The 25,485-nt window shown below is 28.0% G+C and carries 35 protein-coding genes and 1 pseudogene; 26 read left to right on the top strand and 10 right to left on the bottom strand.

The features are described 5' to 3' along the window. The 4 genes from AJ939_RS08300 to AJ939_RS08285 all read right to left on the bottom strand — a co-directional run. The coding region (locus AJ939_RS08300; protein ID WP_250540837.1) for a DNA/RNA non-specific endonuclease at positions 1-475 on the bottom strand (475 nt) is incomplete at its 3' end. A gap of 28 nt (positions 476-503) precedes the next feature. Then, positions 504-1,211: a DUF3037 domain-containing protein gene (locus tag AJ939_RS08295; protein ID WP_186820435.1), complete on the bottom strand. Its 708-nt coding sequence runs from the start codon at positions 1,209-1,211 to the stop codon at positions 504-506. Beyond that, positions 1,204-1,992 (bottom strand): HipA family kinase, encoded by a 789-nt coding sequence (locus AJ939_RS08290; RefSeq protein WP_070276083.1) that lies wholly within the window; start codon positions 1,990-1,992, stop codon positions 1,204-1,206. The genes AJ939_RS08295 and AJ939_RS08290 overlap by 8 nt, the downstream gene beginning before the upstream one ends. Continuing rightward, positions 1,989-2,723, bottom strand: a complete 735-nt coding sequence (locus AJ939_RS08285; RefSeq protein WP_070276628.1) for a helix-turn-helix transcriptional regulator — start codon at positions 2,721-2,723, stop codon at positions 1,989-1,991. Before AJ939_RS08285 ends, AJ939_RS08290 begins: the two co-directional genes overlap by 4 nt. Positions 2,724-2,834: 111 nt before the next feature. Between AJ939_RS08285 and AJ939_RS10660 the strand changes: the two genes are divergently transcribed. After that, positions 2,835-3,053 (top strand): hypothetical protein, encoded by a 219-nt coding sequence (locus AJ939_RS10660; protein WP_002826741.1) that lies wholly within the window; start codon positions 2,835-2,837, stop codon positions 3,051-3,053. 8 nt (positions 3,054-3,061) lie between these two features. After that, positions 3,062-3,250, top strand: coding sequence for a hypothetical protein (locus AJ939_RS08280; protein ID WP_186820443.1), 189 nt, complete (start codon positions 3,062-3,064; stop codon positions 3,248-3,250). On the opposite strand, the gene AJ939_RS10970 is transcribed toward AJ939_RS08280, so the two are convergent. Then, the gene (locus tag AJ939_RS10970; protein ID WP_165955362.1) at positions 3,247-3,402 is read right to left on the bottom strand and encodes a hypothetical protein; all 156 of its coding nucleotides are present in this window, start codon (positions 3,400-3,402) and stop codon (positions 3,247-3,249) included. The two genes, AJ939_RS08280 and AJ939_RS10970, sit on opposite strands and share 4 nt — an antisense overlap. 452 nt (positions 3,403-3,854) lie before the next feature. Here AJ939_RS10970 and AJ939_RS08270 point away from each other — a divergent pair, with 452 nt between their 5' ends. From AJ939_RS08270 to AJ939_RS08215, 12 genes and pseudogenes are all read left to right on the top strand, one after another. Beyond that, positions 3,855-4,856: a hypothetical protein gene (locus AJ939_RS08270; RefSeq protein ID WP_070276624.1), complete on the top strand. Its 1,002-nt coding sequence runs from the start codon at positions 3,855-3,857 to the stop codon at positions 4,854-4,856. 10 nt (positions 4,857-4,866) lie between these two features. Continuing rightward, a complete protein-coding gene (locus AJ939_RS08265) occupies positions 4,867-5,514 on the top strand; it encodes a hypothetical protein (protein WP_070276622.1) in 648 nt (215 codons plus the stop codon). Positions 5,515-5,531: 17 nt separating this feature from the next. Next, the gene (locus AJ939_RS08260) at positions 5,532-5,912 is read left to right on the top strand and encodes a hypothetical protein (RefSeq protein WP_002788333.1); all 381 of its coding nucleotides are present in this window, start codon (positions 5,532-5,534) and stop codon (positions 5,910-5,912) included. After that, positions 5,912-6,298: a terminase small subunit gene (locus tag AJ939_RS08255; RefSeq protein ID WP_070276620.1), complete on the top strand. Its 387-nt coding sequence runs from the start codon at positions 5,912-5,914 to the stop codon at positions 6,296-6,298. Before AJ939_RS08260 ends, AJ939_RS08255 begins: the two co-directional genes overlap by 1 nt. Continuing rightward, a complete protein-coding gene (locus tag AJ939_RS08250) occupies positions 6,295-7,587 on the top strand; it encodes a terminase (protein ID WP_070276618.1) in 1,293 nt (430 codons plus the stop codon). The genes AJ939_RS08255 and AJ939_RS08250 overlap by 4 nt, the downstream gene beginning before the upstream one ends. After that, positions 7,577-7,849, top strand: coding sequence for a hypothetical protein (locus tag AJ939_RS08245; RefSeq protein ID WP_002781524.1), 273 nt, complete (start codon positions 7,577-7,579; stop codon positions 7,847-7,849). The genes AJ939_RS08250 and AJ939_RS08245 overlap by 11 nt, the downstream gene beginning before the upstream one ends. Further along, positions 7,830-9,368 carry a hypothetical protein gene (locus AJ939_RS08240; protein WP_070276616.1) on the top strand — a complete coding sequence of 513 codons (1,539 nt, stop codon included), beginning with the start codon at positions 7,830-7,832 and terminating at the stop codon, positions 9,366-9,368. Before AJ939_RS08245 ends, AJ939_RS08240 begins: the two co-directional genes overlap by 20 nt. Then, positions 9,361-9,564, top strand: a complete 204-nt coding sequence (locus AJ939_RS08235) for a hypothetical protein (protein WP_000931940.1) — start codon at positions 9,361-9,363, stop codon at positions 9,562-9,564. The genes AJ939_RS08240 and AJ939_RS08235 overlap by 8 nt, the downstream gene beginning before the upstream one ends. Further along, positions 9,554-10,201, top strand: a complete 648-nt coding sequence (locus AJ939_RS08230; protein ID WP_070276613.1) for a hypothetical protein — start codon at positions 9,554-9,556, stop codon at positions 10,199-10,201. Before AJ939_RS08235 ends, AJ939_RS08230 begins: the two co-directional genes overlap by 11 nt. 10 nt (positions 10,202-10,211) lie before the next feature. After that, positions 10,212-10,592, top strand: coding sequence for a hypothetical protein (locus AJ939_RS08225; protein WP_059119425.1), 381 nt, complete (start codon positions 10,212-10,214; stop codon positions 10,590-10,592). Positions 10,593-10,850: 258 nt separating this feature from the next. Then, positions 10,851-12,064, top strand: a pseudogene (locus tag AJ939_RS08220) (hypothetical protein). Continuing rightward, positions 12,061-15,255 carry a PBECR2 nuclease fold domain-containing protein gene (locus AJ939_RS08215; protein WP_079860519.1) on the top strand — a complete coding sequence of 1,065 codons (3,195 nt, stop codon included), beginning with the start codon at positions 12,061-12,063 and terminating at the stop codon, positions 15,253-15,255. The pseudogene AJ939_RS08220 and the gene AJ939_RS08215 overlap by 4 nt, the downstream one beginning before the upstream one ends. Before the next feature lie 159 nt (positions 15,256-15,414). Here AJ939_RS08215 and AJ939_RS08210 read toward each other — a convergent pair whose 3' ends face one another. The 5 genes from AJ939_RS08210 to AJ939_RS08195 all read right to left on the bottom strand — a co-directional run bounded on the left by AJ939_RS08210 (position 15,415) and on the right by AJ939_RS08195 (position 16,791). After that, the gene (locus AJ939_RS08210) at positions 15,415-15,861 is read right to left on the bottom strand and encodes a hypothetical protein (protein WP_002846375.1); all 447 of its coding nucleotides are present in this window, start codon (positions 15,859-15,861) and stop codon (positions 15,415-15,417) included. Next, positions 15,830-16,006 carry a hypothetical protein gene (locus AJ939_RS10965; RefSeq protein ID WP_162842413.1) on the bottom strand — a complete coding sequence of 59 codons (177 nt, stop codon included), beginning with the start codon at positions 16,004-16,006 and terminating at the stop codon, positions 15,830-15,832. Before AJ939_RS10965 ends, AJ939_RS08210 begins: the two co-directional genes overlap by 32 nt. A gap of 11 nt (positions 16,007-16,017) precedes the next feature. Next, positions 16,018-16,203 carry a hypothetical protein gene (locus AJ939_RS08205; protein WP_002861670.1) on the bottom strand — a complete coding sequence of 62 codons (186 nt, stop codon included), beginning with the start codon at positions 16,201-16,203 and terminating at the stop codon, positions 16,018-16,020. Positions 16,204-16,359: 156 nt separating this feature from the next. Beyond that, positions 16,360-16,569: a hypothetical protein gene (locus AJ939_RS08200; protein WP_002861671.1), complete on the bottom strand. Its 210-nt coding sequence runs from the start codon at positions 16,567-16,569 to the stop codon at positions 16,360-16,362. Between the two features lie 9 nt (positions 16,570-16,578). Beyond that, complete coding sequence (locus tag AJ939_RS08195; protein ID WP_004306054.1) at positions 16,579-16,791, bottom strand: hypothetical protein; 213 nt, start codon at positions 16,789-16,791, stop codon at positions 16,579-16,581. A gap of 143 nt (positions 16,792-16,934) precedes the next feature. Between AJ939_RS08195 and AJ939_RS08190 the strand changes: the two genes are divergently transcribed. From AJ939_RS08190 to AJ939_RS08135, 12 genes are all read left to right on the top strand, one after another. Continuing rightward, entirely contained in the window at positions 16,935-17,612 is a 678-nt protein-coding gene (locus AJ939_RS08190; protein WP_070276609.1) for a Rha family transcriptional regulator, read from the top strand. 333 nt (positions 17,613-17,945) lie between these two features. Continuing rightward, positions 17,946-18,980 (top strand): DUF5309 family protein, encoded by a 1,035-nt coding sequence (locus AJ939_RS08185; RefSeq protein WP_070276607.1) that lies wholly within the window; start codon positions 17,946-17,948, stop codon positions 18,978-18,980. Continuing rightward, positions 18,980-19,384 (top strand): hypothetical protein, encoded by a 405-nt coding sequence (locus tag AJ939_RS08180; protein WP_070276605.1) that lies wholly within the window; start codon positions 18,980-18,982, stop codon positions 19,382-19,384. Before AJ939_RS08185 ends, AJ939_RS08180 begins: the two co-directional genes overlap by 1 nt. Beyond that, positions 19,365-19,559 (top strand): hypothetical protein, encoded by a 195-nt coding sequence (locus tag AJ939_RS08175; RefSeq protein WP_070276603.1) that lies wholly within the window; start codon positions 19,365-19,367, stop codon positions 19,557-19,559. The genes AJ939_RS08180 and AJ939_RS08175 overlap by 20 nt, the downstream gene beginning before the upstream one ends. Positions 19,560-19,561: 2 nt before the next feature. After that, the gene (locus AJ939_RS08170) at positions 19,562-21,223 is read left to right on the top strand and encodes a hypothetical protein (RefSeq protein ID WP_070276602.1); all 1,662 of its coding nucleotides are present in this window, start codon (positions 19,562-19,564) and stop codon (positions 21,221-21,223) included. 3 nt (positions 21,224-21,226) lie between these two features. After that, positions 21,227-22,711, top strand: coding sequence for a coiled-coil domain-containing protein (locus AJ939_RS11220; RefSeq protein ID WP_070276600.1), 1,485 nt, complete (start codon positions 21,227-21,229; stop codon positions 22,709-22,711). Between the two features lie 9 nt (positions 22,712-22,720). Beyond that, positions 22,721-23,377: a DUF4376 domain-containing protein gene (locus AJ939_RS08160; RefSeq protein WP_070276598.1), complete on the top strand. Its 657-nt coding sequence runs from the start codon at positions 22,721-22,723 to the stop codon at positions 23,375-23,377. Beyond that, positions 23,377-23,604 (top strand): hypothetical protein, encoded by a 228-nt coding sequence (locus AJ939_RS08155; RefSeq protein ID WP_002861680.1) that lies wholly within the window; start codon positions 23,377-23,379, stop codon positions 23,602-23,604. Before AJ939_RS08160 ends, AJ939_RS08155 begins: the two co-directional genes overlap by 1 nt. After that, positions 23,601-23,996: a hypothetical protein gene (locus tag AJ939_RS08150; RefSeq protein WP_002861681.1), complete on the top strand. Its 396-nt coding sequence runs from the start codon at positions 23,601-23,603 to the stop codon at positions 23,994-23,996. Before AJ939_RS08155 ends, AJ939_RS08150 begins: the two co-directional genes overlap by 4 nt. Continuing rightward, on the top strand, positions 23,993-24,457 hold the full coding sequence (locus AJ939_RS08145; protein WP_070276597.1) for a hypothetical protein: 465 nt from the start codon (positions 23,993-23,995) through the stop codon (positions 24,455-24,457). Before AJ939_RS08150 ends, AJ939_RS08145 begins: the two co-directional genes overlap by 4 nt. Then, entirely contained in the window at positions 24,457-24,918 is a 462-nt protein-coding gene (locus AJ939_RS08140) for a DUF5675 family protein (RefSeq protein ID WP_070276595.1), read from the top strand. The genes AJ939_RS08145 and AJ939_RS08140 overlap by 1 nt, the downstream gene beginning before the upstream one ends. A gap of 231 nt (positions 24,919-25,149) precedes the next feature. Further along, the coding region (locus AJ939_RS08135) for a hypothetical protein (protein WP_070276593.1) at positions 25,150-25,485 on the top strand (336 nt) is incomplete at its 3' end.

Here is a 25,485-nt window from a genome sequence, read left to right as displayed (position 1 = left end):
TATCATAATTAACCAAATTTAAAACTTCTAAACTTCCAAGCTTTGAAGCTACTTGTCTTTCTCTTTTTTCAATCTTGTTCCAAACCCTTTGATTGATTTGTGGATTTTGTGGAGTAATATTACTCATTAAGAATGTGCTTCTTTGAGCTTGAGTTGTTTTTCTCATTGAGGCATTAGAAAGAGTGTGTCCTCTATCATAACCACTATTTTTATAATCACTCCAAGTGGTGCGATATTTTTTAGGGATATTTGTATCATCTTCAAATCGTGGGCGTTTTTTAATTTGTTCGCCTTTTAAATTTTCCGCTTCTAATTTATAAGCTACAGCTTTAGTGCCTTTATAATTATAATCATAACAATTTAGATAATAAAACTTATCTAAAACTTGAGAGCAGTTTTGTTTAGTAAAATACTTTGCAAAATCTTCACTCGGTTTATATTGTGTGTAATCAGCAAAAGCTAGAGTTGCTAGCAACGGTAAAAGTATGAGTTTTTCATTTTGTTTAACTTGTTGCTTTAATCATTTCTTTTAAAGTTCTGCTTTGGTTTTCTTCATCATAAAAAGGTTTAAAATAAAAATGCACTTTTTCTAAATTTTCCCTACCTTTTTGAGTTTTTTTACTAAGCGTAAATTCTTCACATTGTAAGAAATATAAAAGCATATCATATTCTAAAGTTTTTGCAAAAGCTTCTTTTATATCATCTATGTTTGCTATATTTCCAAGTCTTGAAAATATTTCGTTTTTAGAATGCTTATTTATAATATGAAAGTTATATTCTCCACGCTCAGATATTAGTTCTAAATCATTTTTAAAATCAGTATCTATTAAATTAATAGCATTATTTTTTATTTCCTCGTATCTTATATTTCTTTCTTTTGATCCAAAATTTTTAAATTTTTCTCCTATTTTTTCATAATATAAAAAATTTTTTGCACTTTCTAAAGTATCATGCAATATAGTATCAAATTCGCTAAATCTAAAATGATTACCATACCAATATTTTTCATTTGTTTCTAATTTTAATCTTTCAATACTATTTTTAATAAAATTGGTATTTAGAAAATGACATTTAGATAATATTTTTAAATGTGTATGGCTAATATAATGTTGTATTTTATTTCCATTCTCATCCCAAAGCCAAAAACCTATATTTATAAATTCTTCACTGGCTGAGTAAGGAAAATATTTTATCATTTTATATTTAAACATTTTCATAACTATATACCGCTTTTTGTCCTTGTCTTTTATATATCATATTGCTTAAAGCTTGTTTTTGTGCTGAAGTCAAGCTTAGCCACTCTAATGGTATAGCGTTTATTATATCTAAAATTTCTTGACAATTTAATTTCTTTTTATTTATTTTGATATGTTTTAAGTGGTCAAGTAATAAATAATTTTTATCGAAAGTATTTTTATCAAAATACTGATTAGAGTTAATCTCATCATCTAAAATAATATTTAATGCCTTTAATATATCAAAAGCTAAACCAAAATCAATCAAAAAAATCTTTTTTAAATCATTGATTAAAATATTTGGATTTTTAAATTCTCTATCACTATTCATTAAAATTCCATCATACAAGCAAGTATAATTTTTAAATTTATTTGTTAATTCTTTTGGATAAATTTTACTTGCATTAAATATATATGAAATTCCTAAATTTAAACCTTTTGAATTTTTGATATTTTCTAATGCTTCTTTGTCTCTTTGAGTTCCATTTTTTAATTTATTATCTGCTAATTTTATAAAATCATCATCTATATTTAATAAAGCTATGCCGGGGATATCTTTAAAATTTAATTCTTGCAAATATAAATAAGAAAAAAGTTCAGCAAATAAGCTTTTTCCAGTTCCGCAAACACTGTTATATTTAGTTTTTAATATAAATTTAGAATTATCCTTAATACTTACTTCTAAAGGACAACTAGCTCCATAATCAGTAACCCTTATAATATTAGATATCTCAAAAATATTTAATTTTACTCTCATCCCACCACTTCTATAAAATTTTTAAAGGTTTCAATCGCCATTTTTGATACTACAGCACCTAAGATCTCGCATTGTTCAAATTCGCTATTATCTACTTTTTTATCCTCGTATTTTTTATTTTCAGAAACTAAAAAAATATAATCTTCAAAAGGTTCTTTTTTAATTTTTTTACAAAATAAATCATCATTTTTTCTAAAAATAACAATATCTGCATTTGAAATAGCCCCAAGTGAATTTTTGCTTCTATCCACAATAATAAAATCTCCATTAGATAAAATAGGTTCCATGCTATCGCCATTAATTTTTATAATATCATAGCTTTTCTTTATAGGTATATCTAAAATTTCTTTTAGAAAATTTTCATCAACGGAAACTATTTTAACTTCTTCACTTTGAGATGAGGTTCCAAGTCCTGCACTTGCATAAATATCTGGAAAATATCTGAAATTTATTTGATTATCATTTCTAAAAACATCTTGCAATATCACTTCGTTGAAAGGAATATTTAATGCATTGCATAAAATTTTTATATATTGTGGTTTAGGTTTTGTTTTATTATCTTCTTTAGACATCAACCATTTTTTTATTGTTGCTTCTGAGCTTTCTATGCCATTTTTATATAAAATTTCCATCAAATCTTGATATGTAACTTTTTTATCTCTATTTTTTAAATAAAATTTAAATTTTTCAGTATCAAAATGAAAATCGAATATATCTCCATTTCTTCCCATATTCTCTCCTTTTTTAGTATAAAAATTATACACTTTTTTCAAGCAAATTATGTTCCATAATTAGAAACATAATTAAATATTTATTAAGTTTCTTTATTTTATACTTTCGTTATGAAAAAAATAGATTTTTTTGATTTTACAAAAATATTGAGTAATCACTATACGGTTATTAGTGTTAAAAAGATTAGAACAAATAAATCACGCCCAAGTTTCAAAAAACAAATAGAGTTTAAAAAACTCTATGGAATACCTCATGAATTTTGGGTGGATGTTCGTAGCAATCTTATAAACATACCTAAGCGTGGGAGAAAAAGAAAGGATAGAGAATAAAAAAGGCAATGAAAAGGGTTAGGATTGAAATTGATATTAGCGATGAAACCTATGAGATAATGCTTAAGCTTATGAAAAAAAGAAAATATGAAAAAGTAGAAGATTTACTTTTTGCATATATGGAAACTATGTATAAAATGGAGCTTACTGGTGCTTTGCTTGAGAATGATAAAAATCTAAGCCTTATTAAGACTTAGATTTCTCCTAGGTAGTTTGGAGTTTCCAAAGAGTAGTGTTGTGGTTGTACAGCTTGTTCTAGCTGTTTTATCCTGTTTTCTAACTCTTTGATTTGTTCTTCTAACTTTGAAACTCTAGATTCTGTAGATTTTTGTTTTTGCTTTTCATCCATTTTGATAAGTCCTTTCTTGATTTGGTGCAAAAAAATTATAGCAAAGGACTTTTTAAAACGGATTAAAGGTTAAAAAATGGCTTTTATAGTGGGATTTTCAATAGGTTTTTTAGTTTATTTTTTAATTTGGAAAATCTTTTTTTAGGTCGGTGATATATGCAGTATGATTTTAATTTAGAACATTTATTCTCTTGTAAAAAATGGCAAGAAGTTTTAAAATGCTTACCATTTCTCAAGTGCATTGTAATGGGTGTTTCTAGAAAATTTATAGCATCACATTTTGTTTTAAAAATAGAATATTTTATAAAATTACAAATTGTAAAACCTACAAGAATTCCGCAAACGAATCCAAATAATAATGGAATTACATTCTCTTTGTTTTCAAGAAAATTAAAAAACATTTCAATCATAAAAAGCCTTTTTAATTTAAATTATAACATAAAGGAGAGTCGGTGATACCAAATTTTATAGCAAGCTTTGATGTAGCTTTGGGACGTAAAAGCCTAAGAGAGAGAAAAGGCTATTTGAAAATATCAAACACTATAGCTTACGGCGGTCTTAGCGTTGATGCTTTAGCATTGTATATTCAATTAGCAAAGCTTAGTGAAAAAACGATTGTAAGTGAGATCTATCTAAGAGAGTTTATAAAAGTTAAAAATAATCAAAGAATTAGTTTAAATAGACTAAGAATTGCTAAAAAAGAATTAATTGAACTCAGACTTTTAGAAATTAAAAAGGTTAGAAATGGATCTTTAAATTTTTATGAATGGATTTTAAAAGATGAAAATTATCAAGTTAAAAAGCATTTTAACAAATCTTTATCTTTGCTTAAAAACAGTGATGAAAAGCTAAGCAAAACTCTTAAAAATAACACTTCATCAATCGACAGAAAATTAACTACTGAAAACGAAAAAAAAGAGAATTTGCATTATATAGAAACACACACGCACGCACGTGATAATAAATTTATAAATAATATAAATATCAATAATAATAAATTTATAAAAAAAGAGAATTTAGAAAATTTAAAAAATAATCAAGAAAAGAAAGAACGCGTTTCTAATCAAAACGCCTCTTTTGTGACGAGCTTTATTGATTTTAGCAAAAAGGAGTTAGAGAAAATGGCAAAAAAAGAGTTTAAAGTCCCAAATGCAAATGAACTCATGAGACAAATAATAGCTTTTAATGAGAAAAATGGCACAAACTTTGGTGAAGAGTTGGCTAATGATTTTATAGGCTATTGGGATGCTAGGGAATGGAAAAGAAATGGAAAAAGAATGTCAAGTGTGGCAGGAAGTCTTTATACATGGCTTAAATACGCTAAAGAAAATGAAGCAAGAAAAAATCAGCGTTTTAGCAGAAAAAAAGAAGCTAATCCTAGTGTGGTTGATAACTTGATGGAGTATTACGGAATGAAAGATGAGAACAAAGACAAGCTCTTAGGATGCTTTTAAGGAGTAAAAAATGCAAGAAAAAATACAAATTTTAATGGACTTATTGGAAATTAATAAGGCTCAAGCAACTGATATTGTGGGTAGATATCTCAAAAGCGTTAAGGATATCCATGCTTTCTTAGATTTTTATTTCGAAACTTTAGAAAGAGAGAATATCGTAGGGACAACCTATGAGAAATTAAGAAGAGTTTGCAAAAGAGCTGAAATCGAGTTTAAAAAGCGTTTTGAAGACAAAGAAATTTTTTTAGAATGGCTTTGTAATAAATACAAAAATCAAGCTTGCTTTAGAGTTTTTAAAGGCGATTTTAAATACTCATATTTTGCAAATTACGGAAGCAATCAAAAAATTAAAATAAATCAAGAATCTATTGATTCTTTAATTTGCATCAATGCTTTTAAGCAAATCACTTATAAAGATGGTAATTTGATAGCTAATGGAGAATTTAAAGAAGCTTTAGTTGATTTCATGTTCAAAAATCAAGATAGGATAGGAAGAGATTTGAATATTCCTTTGTCGGTTAAAAAAATAGAGAAAGTTTTAAGCCTAGAAGAAAAAAGAGAAATCGAAAAGATTGAAGAAACAAAACTTTTTAATGAAAACAAAGATAGGTTTGAAATTTTTATAAAAAGCAAAAAAGCTTTTAAAAATATAAGCTAAATTTAAGAAAGTCTGAAATGGAAAAGTATATTTTAAAAATTGATTTAAAAAGCAACCCAGTGCCTTATAAAAGAACCACGCAAAGATCTAAATTTGCATGTAAAGATTATCTTAAATATTTAGATTTTAAAAAACTCTTGCAAATGGAGTTTAGAAGACAAAATAATATTAGCTGTTTTCAAGCCTTTGATAAGCAAAAGAAATATGAGTTTTCTTTAAAAATAGGATTTAACAGCAAAAGGCATGGCGATGGGGACAATATCGTAAAATGCGTGTTAGATGCGTTATTTGAAAACGATAAGAATGTTTTAAAAGGCGATTATGAGATTATTAGTTTTAAAAAATCTTTTTTAGACTTAGAAATCAAAGAATTTAATTTTAAAGAAGGGGTGGCTTGATGGCTAGAATGATGACAAATGGCAAAAGTATGACAAAAGAAGAGCTTGTTTCAAAAATAGAGAGTTATTTTAATGAAAGAGTTGTCTTAAAAGAAACTAAGGAGAGTATTATTTTTGCACCTAAAACAAAAGTGGGATTAGCTGTGTATTTAGGAATTACAATGCAAACCTTAGGCGAGTGGGAGAAGGATAAGGATTTTGGAGAAATTGTATCCAATGCTAAGCAAAAATGTGAAATGGATATTTTAAACCATTCCTTAATCGGCACTTATACTCCTAGCGTTAGTATGTTCTTGCTAAAAAATCAACATGGATATGTGGATAAACAAGAAGTTGTCAGCGATAACGTTCAAAAAATTGAAATTATAAGAAGTGAAATCAAATGAAATTAAAAATCGATTTTTCTTACACTCCGGCACAACTTAAAGTTTTTGATGATAAAAATCCACGCTTTATAACTGTAGCAAAGGGCAGAAGACTTGGTTTTACAAGGGGAAGTGCTAAGTTTGTTATCGAAAACTTGCTTTTAGGACAAAATGTATTATGGGTAGATACCATACAAGCAAACTTACAAAACTATTACGAGTTATATTTTACACCTGAGTTAAAAAACTTGCCAAAAGATTTTTATTCTTGGAGTGTACAAGATAAGAAATTAATCATTAACGGAGCGGTGCTTCATATGAGAAGTGCCGAAAGAAGTGAAAATATCGAAGGTTTTGGATATGACCTTGTTATCTTAAACGAAGCAGGAATTATTTTAAAAGGTAGTAAAGGAGAATATCTTTGGTATAACGCCATACGCCCTATGTTGCTTGATAACCCTAAATCAAGAGCGATTATCGGTGGAGTTCCTAAAGGAAAAAATCTATTTTATGAACTTTGCAGAAAAGAACTCAGCGATAAAAATTGGAAACATTTTCAATTCTCAAGCTATGATAATCCATTTTTAAAAGAAGAGCAAATTAAAGAATTAATTGAAGAAGTAGGCGGAGAAGGTAGTGAAGTTGTCAAGCAAGAAATTTATGGTGAGTTTATAGATAGCTCGAGTGCTGAATTATTTTCTCTAAGTGAAATTGAAAATGCGATGAGCAAGAACTCTTTTAGCATTGAAAAAATGCAAGGCGAGAATATTTGGGGGCTTGATGTAGCAAGATATGGAGATGATAAGAGTGTTCTTGCAAAAAGAAAAGGTTTTGTAATTGATGAGATTAAAAAATACTCACAACTTGGAACTATGGAACTTGCTAATAGAATACTAGCTGAATACAATCAAAGTGAAGATAAACCAAAAGGTATTTTTATAGATACTTGCGGTCTTGGTGTTGGTGTGTATGATGTTTTATTAAATTATGGTTTGCCTGTATTTGAGGCAAATTCTGCAAATTCTGCAACCAGTAATGAATACTTAAATAAAAGAGCGCAAATGTATTTTACATTTGCTAAAAACTTAAAACACATGGAGCTTTTTAAAGATGAAGAATTAAAAAAAGATATGAGAATGATTGAGTATGAATATAGCGATAAAGGGCTTTTAAAGATAGTTTCAAAAGAGTATTTAAAAAAGAATTATGGCAAAAGTCCTGATGTTAGCGATGCGGTGGCATTAACTTTTTTTGAAAAACTATACAGCAGAAACAATACTAATGAAGATTGGAGTTATGATGGCTGGTGAGTTTTTAATGATCTATGATGCAATTGATGTAAACAAAATAAAAAAGCTTTCAAATTTAAGCGATGAGGCTATAAAGTCAAGTCTTGCAAATGAATTTTTAGAGCTTGTATCAGGGTTTAATAATATTTCTAAAAAGAAATTTAAAAGAGAATTTGCGGAGTTTTTATTTGAAAAAGGAGTGAATGAAAAAGATATTTTAAAAATAACAAATTTAAGCAAAACAACAATATGGAGAATTATGAATGAAAACAAAAAGAACTAATGATGAGAGAGTGTCGTTTTTAACACAACTCATTAGCGAAAGTAAAAGTGGATATGAAAATTACAAACCACACTTTAAAGAGTTGCAAGATGCTTATTTGCTTGAAAATAAGGTAATGCAAAAATTGAGAAAAAGAAATAAATCAAGTATTTACATACCAAAAATAAACGCTAAGGTAAAGTATTTAATCACTAGCTTAAATGATGTATATTTTAATAGTGAGAGAATGGCAGATATTGAAACTTACATTAATAGCGATGATACGATTATAGAGCTATGGCAGAATGCAATTGATTTTTATAGTGGTAAAATCAATATGTTTAAGATTTTTCAACCGCTTTTCTTAGATGTTTTACTTGTGGGAACAAGTATCGCTAAGGTAACTTGGCATAAAGGAATGCCACGCATTGAAAGAGTGGATATTGATAGTATATTCTTTGATCCAAATGCATTAAATAGTGAAGATGTAGGATATATAGTCAATGAAATTTATTTAACCTATAGTCAAATCCATGAAAGACAAAAGCTAGGGTTTTATAAAAAAATTGAAATTGAAAAGCTTTTTGATGAAGATGATGAGTATAAAAAAGTAAAGCTTTATGATATTTATGAAAGAAAAAACGATGATGAGTGGGTGGTTTCTACCTTATTTGAAAATAATTTACTTAGAAATGAAGTTACTTTACAAGATGGACAGCCTTTTGTCTGGGGTTCAATGCTACCACAACTTAAAAAGATAGATAACGAAAACTATGTAAGTGCTTATGGCGAGCCTATAATGGCTTCTGCTATGCCTTTGCAAGATGAAATTAATATAACTAGAAATCTTTTAATAGATGCAGTAAGAACTCATATCATGCCTAAAATAATGATGCCAAAATCAATGGGAGTAAGCAGAGAAGATATAGAAACCTTAGGAAAACCAATATATACAGACGATCCAAAGGGTGTGCAAATATTACCACCACCAAATGTAAATAGTGCGGGAATGAATTTACAATTTTTAGAAAGCGAACTCACAGAAGTTACAGGTATTAGTCCACAAAACAATGGAGCTCAAACAGCAAATAATGAAACCGCAACAGAAATAAGTATCAAAGCACAAGAAGGCGGAAGAAGAAGTGCTGATTATATAAGACAGTATAACGAAACTTTTATAGAGCCTTTATTTGATAGATTTGCAATGCTTGTTTTTAAGTATGGAGAAGATAGTTTTTTTAATGGTTTTCAAAGAGAAGATATACCTAGTTTTAGATTTAAAATCCAAACTGGTACAGGTGCTATGAATAAAGAAATTAGACGCGCAGGAATTCAAGCTAGTATGCAAGTTTTTTCACAATTATATCAAATGTATATGAGCATAGGCGATGCAAATTCTGCTTATGGGATTATCAATGCTAGCAAAGAACTTACTAAAGAATTATTACCAATTTTAGGTGTAAAGAATGTAAATAGTTTATTTGCTTTTGAAAACAATGAAGATATTAATCCGCAAATGCGAGGAGAAACTAATGCTTAATATTGAAATTAAAAGCGATATATCTAAAACCAAAGGAGGAAAGAAATTAATAGATTTTATCAAAGCAAAATATAGTGAATGTTTTTATATAGCAAAAAATAACGATGAGAAAGAGTTAAGGTTAAAAGCTTTAGATACTATGGCTTTTTTAGACATAATAATCAATAAAATAAAGGATGAAGAAGATGGAAAATGATGCTTTAAAAGATTTAATAAATGTCATAACAGATGATGATAAAGGACAAGTTGCTAATAATGGCGATGAACCTACGAAAGTAGAAGATAATGAACCTATGCCGGTTGATAATGAGAACGAGCCTGATTATAAGGCGATGTTTGAAGCTTATAAAAGTGAAAATGACAACAAATTAAATGCTTTAATGAGTGAGCTTGAAGCTTTAAAAAATCCAAAGAAAGAACCAAGCGAACAAGAATTACAAAGAGAGCAGTATTTAAAAGAATTAGGACTTGATGGACTTGATGAGAAATTAAAAAGGCTTGAAGAGCTTGATAAAAAGCAAAAAGACAAAGAAGAGCAAGATGCACTAATCGCTAAATACGCACAAGTAGAAAGCGAGTTAAGAAAAGCCTATCCTGATGCGGATTTAAAGGCTATGGCAGAACTTGCAACAAAATTAAATGGTTTAGGCGAAGGTAATATTGACAGCTGGAAAACCTTGCTTAATTTGGTCGGAAAATCAAATAATGCCAAAAAAGCTGAAGATTTATCAAGTGCAAATAATAATGTAAGAACTAGTGATTTTAACGATAAGTTAAAAAAAGGCGAAGTTAGCGAGATAGATCTAGGCAAAGAATTATTAAGTTTAGTATAAAGGAGAAATCATGGATTTTATAACAGCTTTAAAAGGTGGTACAGGACTAGGCTCTAGCTTTGCAGATACTTTGATGAAAACAAGCAATTTCACTCCAAATTTAGCAAGTAGTAGTAGTGGTTTTTTAAATGGATTAAAAAATTCTTTTAGTAATTTTGGAGATTGGTTATTTAAAAGTAGCGATACAAATAAAGTAACTAATTTTGATAGATTAGGAAATGTTTTAGGCGGTGCTGGTGCTTTATATGGTGCTTATAATCAGCAAAAAATGGCACAAAAGAATTATGAGCTACAAAAAGATGCTTATAACTTCAATAAGTATCTAGCTAATGAAGAATTAAATAGAAGAAAGAATATGGAAAATAAACTTCAAAACGTTTGGAGTAATTAAATAGATTTGGATTTAAGGAAGCCAAAGGGAAATTATAGCTCCCCTTTAAAAGGGGAAATCAAGTATTAATAAACCTTGACTATAATTATACAAAGTAGTATAATTATAACTATAATTTTGGTTAGCAATTTAATCACCTCCCAACTGGGCGGTAAATTAACGCTAAAGGGTGGCGACCCTTTGGCGTTGCACCCTTTTGAAATTATACACAAACTTCCTTAAATCCTTTATTTTAAAAGAAAGAATAAAGGAAACAAAATGGCATTTTATAACCCACAAAGAGTAGTATTTAATCCTGATACAGGCGTTATACAAAACGCAGGAAAAGTCGGTGGTGTCTTATATGACATCATGAGCAAAAGTTTTGATGATAAAGTTAAAGCTAATGAGTTTCAGCAAGAGCAAGATTTAAGAAAGCAACAAATGGAATTTAATCAGGCTATGCAAAATAATCAGCTTTTGCAAAATGAGAGAAACTTTGATTATCAAAAGGAAAGAGCAAATATAGCAGATCAGCAATGGCAAATGAATTATAATCAAAGAGCTAGACAATATGCCATGCAAAATGCTTTAAGACAGCAAGAAATAAATACTAATAAGGCTTACAAGGATTTAAATTATCAAAAAGGATTATTAGAACTACAAAAATTGCAAAATGAGATAAATGCAAAACAAAAAGAGCAGGATTTATTAAATGGAGTTCTTAGTAATAGTCAAGGTTTCAATAGTCAAAACAATGCAAATTTACAAAACAATACAAGATATAAAGCAGACGCTCAGTTTTTAGATTTAGCAAATAATCAAGGTAAAACATATGATACAACCCATGGTTTTTGGAATGGAGCTATAGAGCGTGGTTTTGGTGGATGGGGAAGTCAAAGTACGGATTTAAATGATGCAAGTGATTTATTCTTAAAAAGAATGCAAAGTGATTTATTAAGGGGTGGTAAAAATGCTAAATGGAATTTAGAGAATATACAAGCCAATTTCCCTATTAATGGTTATACTATGGAAGCAAATAATCAAAGGGTAGCTCAAGCATTAGCAGGAGAATGGTTAGCAGAAGCTCCAAACTCTTTTAAAATGGAATTAGCAGAAAGACTAGGAAATGCCAAAACAAATATAGAAAAACAAAGTGCTATAGAAGATTATAAAAATAATATGGATTTTATAACAATTATGCTCCAAAGGTAAAAGCTTTTTATTGGGATGAAAAATACTCAAAACCTAGTAAAAATGCAGTAATTATAGATAATTCAACAACTAATCAAAATATACAAAATGATTTAGTCAAAAATATATTAGAAGTGCAAAATCAAAATGCACCAAAATTACATAGCGTTAGTTTTAATGGAATTAATGCTCAAATATCAGAGCCTGATGCTAATGGTAATGTAATATTAGTTAATCAAGCAGGTAGAAAAATGCAAGTTAGCGTAGAAGAATTAAAAAAACAAGGATTAATACAATGAATATAAGAGAATTTTTATTAGAAAAACCACAAGAAAATAACATTATTTCATTTTTACAAGATGGAGCAAGTCAAAGTGAAAATCAAAATACAAGTGAATATTTATCAAATTTAAAAAATGAAGTAATAAATGATTTTTATAAAAATAAAGATAAATATGCTAAAGAATATGAAAAATATAATTTCAAAGACCAAAATTTAACAAATCCTATGGGAAATATTAGTGAATATAAAAGGGATTTATATGATTATAATAAAAATCCATCCATGAATGCTGATGATTTAAGTAATTATATTTTAGATAAGCAATCTAAATTTAATGCCTCTAAACCTATTTTTGCTGATGATAATGAAGTAGTAAGAAAAAGTAATCAGTTTATGAGAGATTTAGGCGATGAGTTGCAAAAATCAGGGCGTGGAAGATTATTGCAAGATGATGATGGATCTTATTGGGTGCAAGATAATAATGGAAATTATTCAAAAGTACAAGGTAGCACAATGGGTGATTTATATCGTGGATTAAGAGATAATGGTGCTAGTATGGCTTTAGGAACAGCAGGTGCCATTGGCGGCACAATGCTAGGTGGCGGAGTTGGTATGGTTGCAGGGGGTGCATTAGGTGCATCTTTAGGGGCAGGATATGATTACTACGGAAATACAAAAGATACAAATCAAGATATGAATTTAAAAGAAGCTCTTATGCTTATGGGTGAAAATGCTGGACTTTCTTTGATAGGAGACGCAGCTTTTACAGGAGTTGCTAAAGGAGCAAGAGCTTTAAAAAATACCTATAATATGGCAAAAACAGGAGCACAAGCCGGTAAAGATATGATAGATGGCATGGCAGTAAAAGGTGGTAATTTAGGCAATAGATTTATAGATAAAATAAGCAAGACAGATATACCTATGGTAGGAAAATTTACAGATGGTGGTTTGCAAAATGCAGAAACAATTTTTAATAATCTTACAAAAAATGTAGAGAATAAAAAACAAATAGATGAACTTATAGCAAAAGAAAATCCAACTTACCTAGAAAATGGAAAGCCTACAATAGAAATATTAAAAAACATTGTCGAGCAAGGACTTAATAAAAATAATCCACAATTTATACAAGATAGCGCTAAAAGAACAAGTGCTATTTTAAAAAATATTTCTAATAGCTTACAAGGAATGCCAACTACACAAAGAAGAGAAGTATTATTAAAAGCAGCACAAGCTTATCCAGAAATAGGAAGTTTTTTGGATGATGTTTTAAAGGCTGATAAGGATGCTAGTATTTCTTTTTTAAATATGATTAAAGGGCAAGATGAAGTATTTAAAAACAAAACAGGTTTAAATGGTGAGTTTGATTATAAGGCTTGGCAAAAAGATAATCACGCTTATGAGAATAGAATAAATCAAGAGTATGGCAGTGCTATAAGTAAATTAAATGAGCTTAATAATGGAAAAATAGTATTAACTAGTGAAGATTTAGTAAAGCTTGAAAATTTTAAAAATAATAATTTTTTAGAGCAAGATGTAAAAAATAACATACAAAGCTATTTAGATGAAATAAAAGGGAAAGAAGTAAGTGCGGAGCAAATCTTTGGATTAAGAACAGCTATAAATAAGCAATTAAACACAGGAAATAAAACATACAATACAAAACAAGCTTATGGAATAGTAAAAGAAATTTTAGATGATGCGTTGATAAGAAATGCTAGTGATAAGGTATTAGCAAAAGAAATCCTAAATAATGCAAATAAAAATTTTGCTTTAAAGGAAAATTTTAAAGAAAGTTATTTAGGCATGATGAAGTCACAAGAAACAAAAGAAGGGCTTACCGATAGATTGGTTAAAGGGCTTAGAAATATAAATGAAGATAAGAATTTAGAAAATGCTTTTAAAGGAATGAACGAACAAGAAAGATTAGCTAATGAAACTCATGCGATGAATGCTTTATTAGAAAAACATAGGATTGAAGGTGTGGGGTATGATTTTAAATCCTTAGCAAAAGATTTAGAAGATGTCAATTTTTCAAGCAAAAAAATAAAAGATGCTAAAGATGTTATTAATACATACGCTTTGATATATAACAATAATAGAGGTTTGATAATGACAGCCTTAGCAAGTAGTGGAAAAAAGACAAACTCTTCAATGGCTACAACAATACAGGGTGTTTTTGATAGAATATTAATAAGTGGTATTTTTGCTAGATTACACGCTTTAGCTCCCTTTTTTAAAAGTGCCAAAGAACAAGCATTAAGAAATCAAATACTAGATGCTCTAAAACTTGCTAAAACCAATAAAGAAGTTATATCTAATCTTAAAAACATAAAAATAGCAGATCAAGAACAAAGTAGAATTTTTAAAGATGCTTTGGATAATTATATTAAAGTAGATAAAGAACAAAATAAAATATTAAAAGATGCACTAATTAAAGAAGGTGTTATCAAAGGCGACAACTTCTTCATGGATAAAGCTGATCCTAAAGACAATTCTTTAAGATTTATAGGCAAAAATGGCAAAGAGTATACTATAAATAAAGATGTTAGAAATGAATGGATGAAAACTTTCAATCTTAAAAATATCGATGATGAATATATCCCTAATATACCAAAAGAAGCAAAGATAGCTTTAAAAGATAGAGAAATAAAACTTACAAAAGGAAGTTTACTAAAGCTGATTGAAAAAGATAGAATTAAATACATACCACATATCAAAGAAACTTTAGAAAGCCCACAGGCAATCTTAAAAGATAAAGATGATTTTATTTTTATTAAAAATATAGATAATCAGACTTATTTTACAAGTATAGGCAAAGACTATGAAACGCATTTGACTATAATTAGCAATTCGCCAAAGAAACAAAATAATATAAAAAATAAAATGAAAAATGCTGAAGTAGTGTATTATAATAATGCGAGAGCCTTACCGACATCTAGGGCATCTTCAGAGACAAAGCAAGTGTCGTTCTCTAACGAAAATTCTACCCAAGCTAAGCCTAAAAAAAACTTAATGGATGATATAAAAGAGAACATTAAGGCTAAAGAAGTAAAGAAAAAGAATAAAAAAAGCGTAAAACAAAGGCTTGATGAGAAAATACAAAATGATAAAAAGGCTAGAAAGCAAAGAATTGAGAAAATAAAACAAGTTATAGCTAGAAAGCAAAAAATAGATAAGGTTAGAGATAAAAAAATAACAGGGAAATAGCAGGAAAAATAGGCACTCATACGCTAAAAAATCTTATTAAATTAAAAGAAAGGAGAGAAGATAAATAAAAATTAAGGGTTTATCCCTTAATTTTATTACAATTGCTTCAATCTTCAAACTATTCTTAATATTAATAGGAAAAGATAAAGAAAATGTAAATTAATTTTTAGGTTTGTTTTTTATAGAATCAATTATTTTAGGTAAAAGTGTCAATGCTCCTAATATAAAAGCAAAATAAGCACCTTCATTATGCCCATTAAGAATAAGATATAATCCAACACATATACTAGTAATAGTTATAAGTAGAAAAGATACCATTCCAAAACCATTCCAAAAATGATAAGATTTTATATCTTTTTTTCTAATTTCTATATTTTTATTCTCTAAATCTAGTATTTTATTATCGTTATCTTTTTTATACTCTAAAGATTTCTCTAGCATTGTCACAATTCTATCTGCTAAATCTTTAGGCAATTTTCCTATAGCATTAAGTTCATTTTCCATAAGAAAATTAAGCTGAGTATTGAAAGTTTGAGATGGATTTTCTTTATTTTGATTTTCTTGTTTAATGGTATTAGGTGTTTTTTGTTTTTGTGATTTTTTCAATTTGTTTCTCTCTAAATTCAATATTCTCTTTATATAATTTTGCTTGTTTTTCTCTTATAATAGCATTTAAATCCCATAAATTAAAGCATTCGTTTTTTATAGGTCTACCTACAAAACCATCTACAAAAGCTTGTGTTTTTGTCATTTTGGTTTTCCTTATTTTTGTTTTGTGATTTTTTCGAATTTGGCGTTATACTCTTCATTGCTATGTTTTCTTAATTCTTCGGATTTTTTATAAAAATCAGTTATCATTGTTTTTCTATCTTTTAAAGATGTAGCTTTAAGGATATCTGCATTAAACATATTTGTAAAGCCAAATAAAAAAGCATTTATGTTTGACATTTTTACTCCTTAAAATTCTTAGCTTATACTGATTTTAATTAAATTATACCTTTTTTATAGTTAATTTATACTTATTTATATATTTATATATATTTATATATATATTATAATCTTACTTTTTTTAAAATAAATAATTTGCTTTAAAATACACTATTTTTATTTTATAAAAGGTTTTATAGATTTTGAAATTTCATCTAAAACTTTTGCTTTTTCATAATTAATGAGCCAACTATCAACCCATTTAGGTGTTTCGCCTTTTGCATTCCAATTGATAACACCATTATAAACAGCTCCGACCATATTTGCAAATTCTTTTTTTGTAAGCTCTAATTCATTTAATTTTTTTTCAAATGTTTCTATATCCATTTAATATCCTTATGGTTTTTCAATTTTAAAAACTATCTCTTTTATTTGCTCGTATGATTTTACTTTTAAATGATTTTCTAAAAAAGGTTTAGTCCAATCAGGTACACTATCTATTCTTTTCCAATTCATTATAGTTTGATACGGTGTATTTGATATTTGCGAGAATTCTTTTTTGCCAAGATTTGCTTTTGCTAATAATTTTTCAAATTCATTATTATCCATTTTTCTCCTTTTTATATTGTTTCAATAGTTTTATTATATCAAAAATTAGTTAAAACCTATATTAAGCCTTGACAAAAATATTTTTTAAATATATAATTACAGCGTTTAGTTAGTTAAACAATATTTTTTACAAAGGAGTTTTTATGACAGATTTAGTTGTTATAAACGGGCAGAATGTGAGTTTTGAAGCGGTGGGCGACCAAACCTACACCACTTCATTAAGTATTTCTAGTGTGTTCAAGAAAGAACACAAGAATATTTTAGCAAAAATTGATGAATTGCCACAAGATGAATTTCGTGAGCTTAATTTTAAGCTTACGGAGAGAACCGCTCAATTTGGGGCAGTTATTAGAAGTGAGCCGTATTACAAAATCACCCGTGATGGTTTTTCTCTTTTAGTGATGGGTTTTACAGGTGAAAAGGCTTATAAATGGAAAATCGAGTTTATCAAAGCTTTTAATGAAATGGAAAAAAGACTAAGAAATATTGAATATGAGAAGCACGATAAGTTAGCTTTTAGACAAAGCTTAGGTTACAAATCTCAATTAGCACAGCAAAAGCAAAAATATGAGAATGAGATTAAAGCTTTAAAGTATGATTTAGAACAAAGTAAAAACAATTTTAAAGATAAATTAAATTGTATATTGGCTAAAAATGGCTTATATGCCTTTGATTTTAAAACTTTTAAAAATTATGCCTTAAAGCTAGAAAAAATGTTAAAAGATTTAAAAGATGATGAAAACAAAGAGAATAAACTACTTTCAAGAATGCAAAATGATTTCTTAGAATGTTTAGAACTTTATAAAAGTATAAATATTTGAAGTCTTCACCCTGCTTTTTTTGAAGACTTTTTAGTGTTTTAAGGACAAACTAAGCAGGGTTTCTTTAAAATATCATTAACTATATTAAAAGATTAGTTCTTATCTAGCTCTTTATCGCTACGATAAGGACTACTAAAAGCATTAAGATTATAATAACTTCGTTCATCTTAACCTCCTTTCAAACTTTTTACAAAGTCTTCAAAGAGATATCCTTAAAACCATAAAATTATACATAAAAAATACTTAAAAATTTAATTTCATTTCAAAACACACTATATTTGAAATAGTCATTTTTGGAAAAATCCTTAAAACTAAACTAAGGAGAATTCAAAAATGGCTTTACCTTCAATGGGACATACCTCACCCGCAACAGAAAATGTTAAGTTAAAACAATCAATATATGAAACGATTATTAAAATTGGAGCTACTGAAACACCAATTCTAAATAAAATAGGCACTTCAAAGGTTACAAATCCTTTAACTCATAGTTGGATTACTGATACTTTTGAAGAACCAAAAAAGAATGCAAATTTAGAGTTAAGTAAATTTGCAGGCGAAACAAAAAACACAGCTCAAAAAACTACAAATGCTACTCAAATATTCATTACCGAAGCCATGGTATCAAAAGCTTTATTAAAAGCAAATCAATATGGTGGCAATGAAATGGAGTATCAAATAGGCAAAAAAACCAAAGAACATAAAATGGATATGGAATATGCTTTATTTGGTCTAGGCAGAGATAGTGATGTAAAAAAATCAGTTTTCAAAGATTATGTTCAAGCGCAAGAAGCAACAAGTGGAGAAATGGCTGGACTTTTTCATTATATCGCTAAAGGAAAAGATAGCTTTGCTGATGGAAAGCGTGGAAATGTATTAGCTTTTGATGAAACAGGAGATTGGAGTGGAACTGCAACAGAACTAACAGAAGATAAACTCAATCAAATTTTGCAAACCATTTGGAATAGCGGAGTTACGCCTAAAGATGTCTTTTTAGGAGCTGACTTAAAAGGAGCTATTAACAAATTTGCTACAAGAATTTTAGGCAATGAAACAAAACTAGTAGGACAAGTAGTGAGCCTTGAAACAGATTTTGGAACGGTAAATTTCCATATGCATAGATTATTAAGCCCTAAATATGGTTTGGGTGATGTTTTAATTGCTGGAGATTTTGAGTATATGAAACATGGGCTTTATATTCCTACTATGATTGAAGATGTTCCAACTGATATTACTGCAAAAGCAAAAAGATTTTATACGCAAAGCACTTTAGAAGTAAGAAATGCTGATGCTTTTGCTATAGGAGTGGGATTAACTAGTACAAATAATGCAAAGGTTAAAGCGGTTTTAAAAGCAGCAAAAGGTGCATAATGCCTTGTGCTACGGCTAAAAAACTCATTATCGCTAAAGTTAAAAATTCTTACAAAATGATAGAAGATGATGAAGTTTTGAAAGCCTATTTTATGGAAGCATTTTATTATATTTTATCAAAATGTGTTCCTAGCGTTCTTTTAAAAAATGTAGAACAAGGCGAAAAAGTTTTTAGGCAAGTTAGAAATAATCATTTTTTGATTATTCCTGATGAGCCTGATTTTGATAATGAAAAAGAACATTTAATGATAGATGAAACACTTAGTTTTGCTGTGATTAATTATGTTTGTTATTTGATTACAAGATGCGAAGAAAAAGACTTTCTGGCATTATGCGACAAGATAATTTATGAGTATATAGCTAATGATGGCAAGGAGCTTGATGATGAAAGAACATGGTTGTAACCCTAATTTCACAAAAAAATTTAATAGAGCTTTGAGTTATAAAGACTATATACAAAGTATAAATAGTGCTGATTTTATAGCTTATTTAGATGATAAAAAATGGCTTTTAGCTATGGATGATCTGCTTTTCTTTTGTGAAAAGAGAATTAAAGACAGTGATTATTACAAAGGTTAAAAATGGGAACAAGTTTAAACGAGTTAAAAACAGGTAGAGAAAAACTTGAAATCATAAATCAAGTTTTAGCAAGAATTTCAGATGTTGCTACTGCTTTGGATAATACTAGAATAGAAGAAATTATAGGCTTAAAAGAACAAGTTAATAACTTTTATACTCAAACTTTAGAGCTTAAAAATTTAGTTATAGAAAATAGCGAACTTACACAAAGCAATACTGATTTTGTTAAAAACAAAAAAGATGAAATAGAAAAAATAAGCAATAAAATAAACGATACTTTAAACAATATAGAGAATATCTATAATAACATTATAGAGTCGGAAAAAAACATAAATAATGGCGTTAATATTGTTAAAGAAAAATATCCTGAGCTTAACGAGTTTAATAAAAATTTTGAAATCATAAAAATAAAACTCGAAGAATATTATGATATAGCTGTTGATTTTAATGCAGGACTTGAAAAAGTAGAAGAAAACAAAAATCTTACTAAATCCTATTTAGATTTATCAATAGAGCTTAAAGAACAAATTTTACAAGAATTAGAACACGCTCAAAGTATTAAAGATGATTTGCATTCTAATATAGAGCTTGTAAATAAGCTTGTTTCAAATATTATAGTAACAAAGAATGAGATTATATCCATAACCAATGATTTTAAAAATGTAAAATCAGAAGTACAAGATATAGTTAATGATGCTGAAGCAACTATAAAACTTAAGATAAACACTATTCTTTTTGAAAATCAAAGATTAAATCAAAATATGATTAATCTACTAAAGCGTTGTGAAAAATTAGAAGATGAAATAGTAGGAAAATATGAAGATGTCTTAGAAGCTATTGAAATTGTTAATAAAGCTGATGCAATGATAAACGATTTAAATAATGCAATTTTAGCTTCTAAAGAATTTGCAAATGATTTAAAAAGTTATACACAGATTATTAAAGATTTTAAAATTCAAATTGATAATTTAAAGCTTGATTTACAAAGCTATAATGATAGATTAAAAGGTGAGCTTGATTTAAAAGCCAATGAAATAGATATTAGTATTCAAGCAAAACTTAGCGATATAAATCTTTTAAAAGAGCAAATGCAAACTCTTTATGAAAATACTAAAAATACAACAGATACAGCTTTGGCTAATTTTATAGAAAGAGCAAAAATAGCTAATGAAGATTTAGGGAGATTAACAGAAGTAGCAAGAACTGAACTTGCTAACGATAAAACAGCTATTGAAAGCTATTTATTAGAGCTTAAACAAAGTATTATCGATGAGATGAAGAAAGTATCAAGTGATATTACAGATGAAACAAGTGGAATATTAGCTCAAAAAAATCAAATAGAACTTATCATAGCACAAGGAAAATCAGCTTTAGATACTTTAATAAATGAGTTTAATTCAAATTATCAAAATAAACTTAATGAATTTAATTCTAATGCTAATGAAAAATTAAGAGCAATTAATTCTCTTAGCGAAGAAAGTATAGCAAACATACAAAGTAAAACAGATGAAAATATAGGTAAGTTAAATACTGCTAGCGAAGAAAAACTAGCTAAATTTGATGAAATTATAAAAGACAATTTGGGCGGAATTTATTCTCACATTTTTTCAATAGAAAATGTCTTACTTGATAAAAAAATAATTAAATTAAGTTATAAGGAGTAAATAATGGCAGACTTAGAACAAGTTGCAAGTGATTTAAATTCAGCATCACAAAGCTTACAAGAGTTAAGAGAAAAATACGATGGTGCTTTGGATTTATTAGATAATAAAAACACAGAAATAACAGCTGCATTAGGGAGTGCAAAATCTAATGCCTTGCAAGAAGTGCAAACAGCAAGCAATACAGCTACAAGTCAAATTTCGCAGTTAAAAGATACATCGTTAAACGCTGTTAATGAAGCTAAAAATACGGCTACATCTGAAATATCAAGTAAAAAAGAAGAAGCACTTGAAGAATTCAGTCAAGCAACTTCAGAATTTAATAGCACTAAAGAAGAAGCATTATCTCAAATAGAACAAGCTAAAGCAGAGCAAGGAGAAAAAATAACAGCTTTAGAACAAGCTAAAGCAGAGCAAGAAAGTAGCATTACAGAGCTTAAAGAAAGTGTTTCTACTCAAGGGCAGAAAATAACAGAAATTGAAGAAAACAATACTGCTCAAGGAGAAAAAATAACAGCTTTAGAACAAGCTAAAGAAAGCATAACAGCTGATCTTAATAAAAAATCTAAACTTTTAACCGAAAATTTAGAATGGACAGTGGGTAGCGGCAAGGAAACTGATACGCATTTTAATACTTTAGAAAAGGCAATAATTGAATCAAGCAAGTATCATCCAGCAAATGGTTATAATTTCATTAGTATCACTTTAAAAACTGGATGGGTTTGGGATAAGCCAATTTCAATTCCGACGGGTTCAGATTTGTCTTTTGTTAAAATATTTTCAGAATCCGAAAATGAATGTGTTGTTAATAATGTATTTTTAAGAGGTAGTGAATGTACTACACCATACATAGGAGTGAAGTTAAATTGTTCGCAAAAAGACGCAAAAATACAATTTTCTAGATCTAAAATAAAATTTTTAAATGTTATTAAAATTGATAATATAAGAAGAATTGATTTTAGTGTATGTGAATTAGAAATAGATGGCGGAGAGATTAATTTTATCAATAATGATGAAGATCCAGCCACCTTCGTTTTTGAAAGATGCTTTGGCTATATATTTAGTAGAATTAAAATCGACTATGATTACACTGCAAAAGATGTTTTTGGATTTTTAATTCATAATTCATCAGGTAAAATTTTAATGAACGCTGATTTAAGTATTAATATTAACGCTACTAGCAATTCTAATATATCTGGATTTGGATTTTCTCGAACAACTTTAGATATTGATGCTGGAAACAATTCTACTACAAATTTTACAACTAATTGTTTTGGTGCATTATATAGTTTAACTTTTGGAACAATTTTAAATACTCACCAAAAAATAGTTATGAATGGTAGCGAAAAAAATATTGTATTTCTTATTAATAAAGGGTTTAGTGTTGCTAATATTTACGACCCTGAAAAAATTACACTTAATCAAAGTAGATATACAAATATTACACCTGGTCAATTATCAAATACCGGTCAATTTATAACACCAAAATAAGGAGTAAAGATGATTATACTAAATAAAACAGGTAGTGAAACTAATATTTCTGTAGCATCTATCAAGAATGCTATAAAAAATAATGATTTATTAGCTAAAGTTAATAGAAAACTAAATTATAAAATTGAAAATATTCAACCTTATGCCAATGATAAATCTATATTTCAAGTAAAAGATTTTATCAATGATTTAACTCAAGATGAGCTTAACGCAGGATTAGAAGCGGTTAAAGAAGTTCTTATTAATTCAAATGAAACTGAACTTTTAAAAGAGTATTTTTCAATGTTTTGTCAAGCTTCAAGCGAAGATGCAAAGCTTAAATACGCTAAAGAATTTAAAAAAGATGAAATTGATAAAGCTAAAAATAACGCTATCGAAGGCGGAGTATCTTATAAAGATAAAATCTTTCAAAGTGCGGAAAAAGATAGAAACTTGCTTACAAGCACTGTTAGTCTTTTTGCAATTACAAAACAACTTCCTGAAGGCTTTGTTTGGATTTCAAAAGATAATGAAGCGGTACCTTTTACTTTAGAAGAATTAATCGAGCTTGGCGGTATTATGGCAAATTCTGTTAATACAAACACAATTAAAGCTAGAACTATTAAAGATAAAGTCGAGCAAGCTCAAACATTAGAAGAAATTCAAAGTATTAAATGGGATGAGTGATGGATTTTAACACAACTATGATTACAAGCTTTGCCAAAGATGTAGAAGGACTTACACCCTTTGGCACTTTATTTGTGATTTTTTTATTAAGTTTAATTATAAATTATAAGCTTTTTAAAGGTCGCATGGAAGATTGTAGATCTGATAAAGAAAGAATTTTAGAAAAATTAGAGCATATCAAAGATAGATTAGATGATTTAAATTTTGAGCTAAGGGGTAAAAAATGAATGAGTTATTCAATGTTTTAAAAGATGGTGGAATAGTTGCTTTTTTATTCTTTTGCCTTTGCTCTGTTTCTTATTTTGCCTATATTTTATTTCAAAAAACAGATAAAACACAAGGTATTTTAGTAGAAATTAAAAATATTGAAAGAAAAAATAATGAAAACAATAACAATATATTAAAAGAAATTCAAATCAGCAATAAAATAGCTGAAGCACACTTAGACACATCAAAAGCGCAATTAGAAAGCTCAAATAAAATCATTGATTTGCATTCTAAAATTTTAGGAGATAAGCTAGATAAGCTTGATAAAAATATTGATGAATTGAAATTTGAAATCAAAAGATATGAAAACACAGAATTAGCAACATTAATAAAAAGAAAGGAAAATGAATGAAAATTGCATTTTATAGAGTTAAAGGAAATGATAAAGCTACTTTTCTTGATAAAGCAATAGCTTTTTTTACTTCAACTTGGAAAGAAAGATTAAATGGAGATTTTTTAAAATCCTATTCTCACTGTGAAATAATCTTAGATAATTTAATGATTAGCTCAAGTCCTAGAGATAAAGGCGTAAGAATAAAAGAATTTAAAGACACTAGCAGATGGGATTTTATAGAAATTGATAATACAAATGAAGTAAAAATAAAAGAATTTCTTTACTCTCAAATAGGAAAAAAATATGATTTTTTAGGGATTTTAGGATTTTTTACATTTACAAAAGATAGTGAAGATAAATGGTTTTGCTCTGAAATCATAGTTAGGGCTTTACAAATAGGGGGATTGGTTAAGCTAGGAGATATGAATGCAGGAAGCTCAAGTCCAAATAAATTGTATAAAAAATTAAAGGAATTATAATGAAAATAACAATTAATAGAAGATACACAGGCAAAACTTGTGTTATTGGTAAATTTAAGGTTTTAAATGATGATGATAACATTCTTTTTGAATGCTTTTCTTTGGAAGAAGACAAAGAAGGCTTAGAGAGTGGCAAAGATTTAAGAATACCTGAAGGAAATTATAATTTAAGAAGACACACACCTTCAAGATTTGAAAACACTTTAAGAGAAATAACAGGAAAAAATGATGATGAAATGATAAATGTTTATAATGATGAAGTTCCTTCAAGTCGTGCAATTTTAATACACTGGGGAAACACTGACAAAGACACAAAAGGTTGTATCTTACTGGGACTTACCAAGGATAATAATAATGAAAGTGTCGGTCAAAGCAGACAAGCTTGTAAAGAATTTTATGATTTGATGTATGGTAAAAATCTTGAAGACATTAAACTTGAAATAACAAATGAGTTAGCATAGAAAGGAGAAAGAAATTTAAGTAGGTTACCAAATAATCCCCTAAAAAGGGACAAGACTAATAAGCCTTGACAATAATTATACATAAGAGTATAATTATAACGATTATTTGGTGATATGTAATCATAAAAATCACCCACTTTCACGGGTAAAATTTAGCCATAGGGGGTCAGACCTACGGCTAACCCTTAGGGGTATTATACAAAAACCTTACTTAAACTTCTAAAATACAAAATGATAAATCTTTTATTTGGAAATGCAAAACTTTATATAGCCTTAGCTTTAATGGCAATTTTAGCAGGATATTTTTATCTAAGACTTGATAGCACAAAGGCAAAATTAGAAAAAAGTCAAAATGATTTAGCTTTGGCTTTAAAAATAAATGAAAATAATCAAGAAAAATTAAAAGAATTAAATCAAATTCATAATGCTGAATTAAATGCTTTAAATGAAGCAAACAATCAAAAAAATGAAGTTAAAGAAAGGGTGCAATATGTTAAAGAATATATTTATAAAAGCAATGAAAATAATATTACCAAGCTTTTTAATGATGTCGTTGATAGGTTGTGG

Origin of the sequence: Campylobacter sp. BCW_6889 (assembly GCF_001762535.1) — a bacterium.
Taxonomy (GTDB): domain Bacteria; phylum Campylobacterota; class Campylobacteria; order Campylobacterales; family Campylobacteraceae; genus Campylobacter_D; species Campylobacter_D jejuni.
The sequence above is the reverse complement of the archived record's forward strand: the minus strand, read 5'-3'. Positions and strand labels throughout refer to the sequence as shown.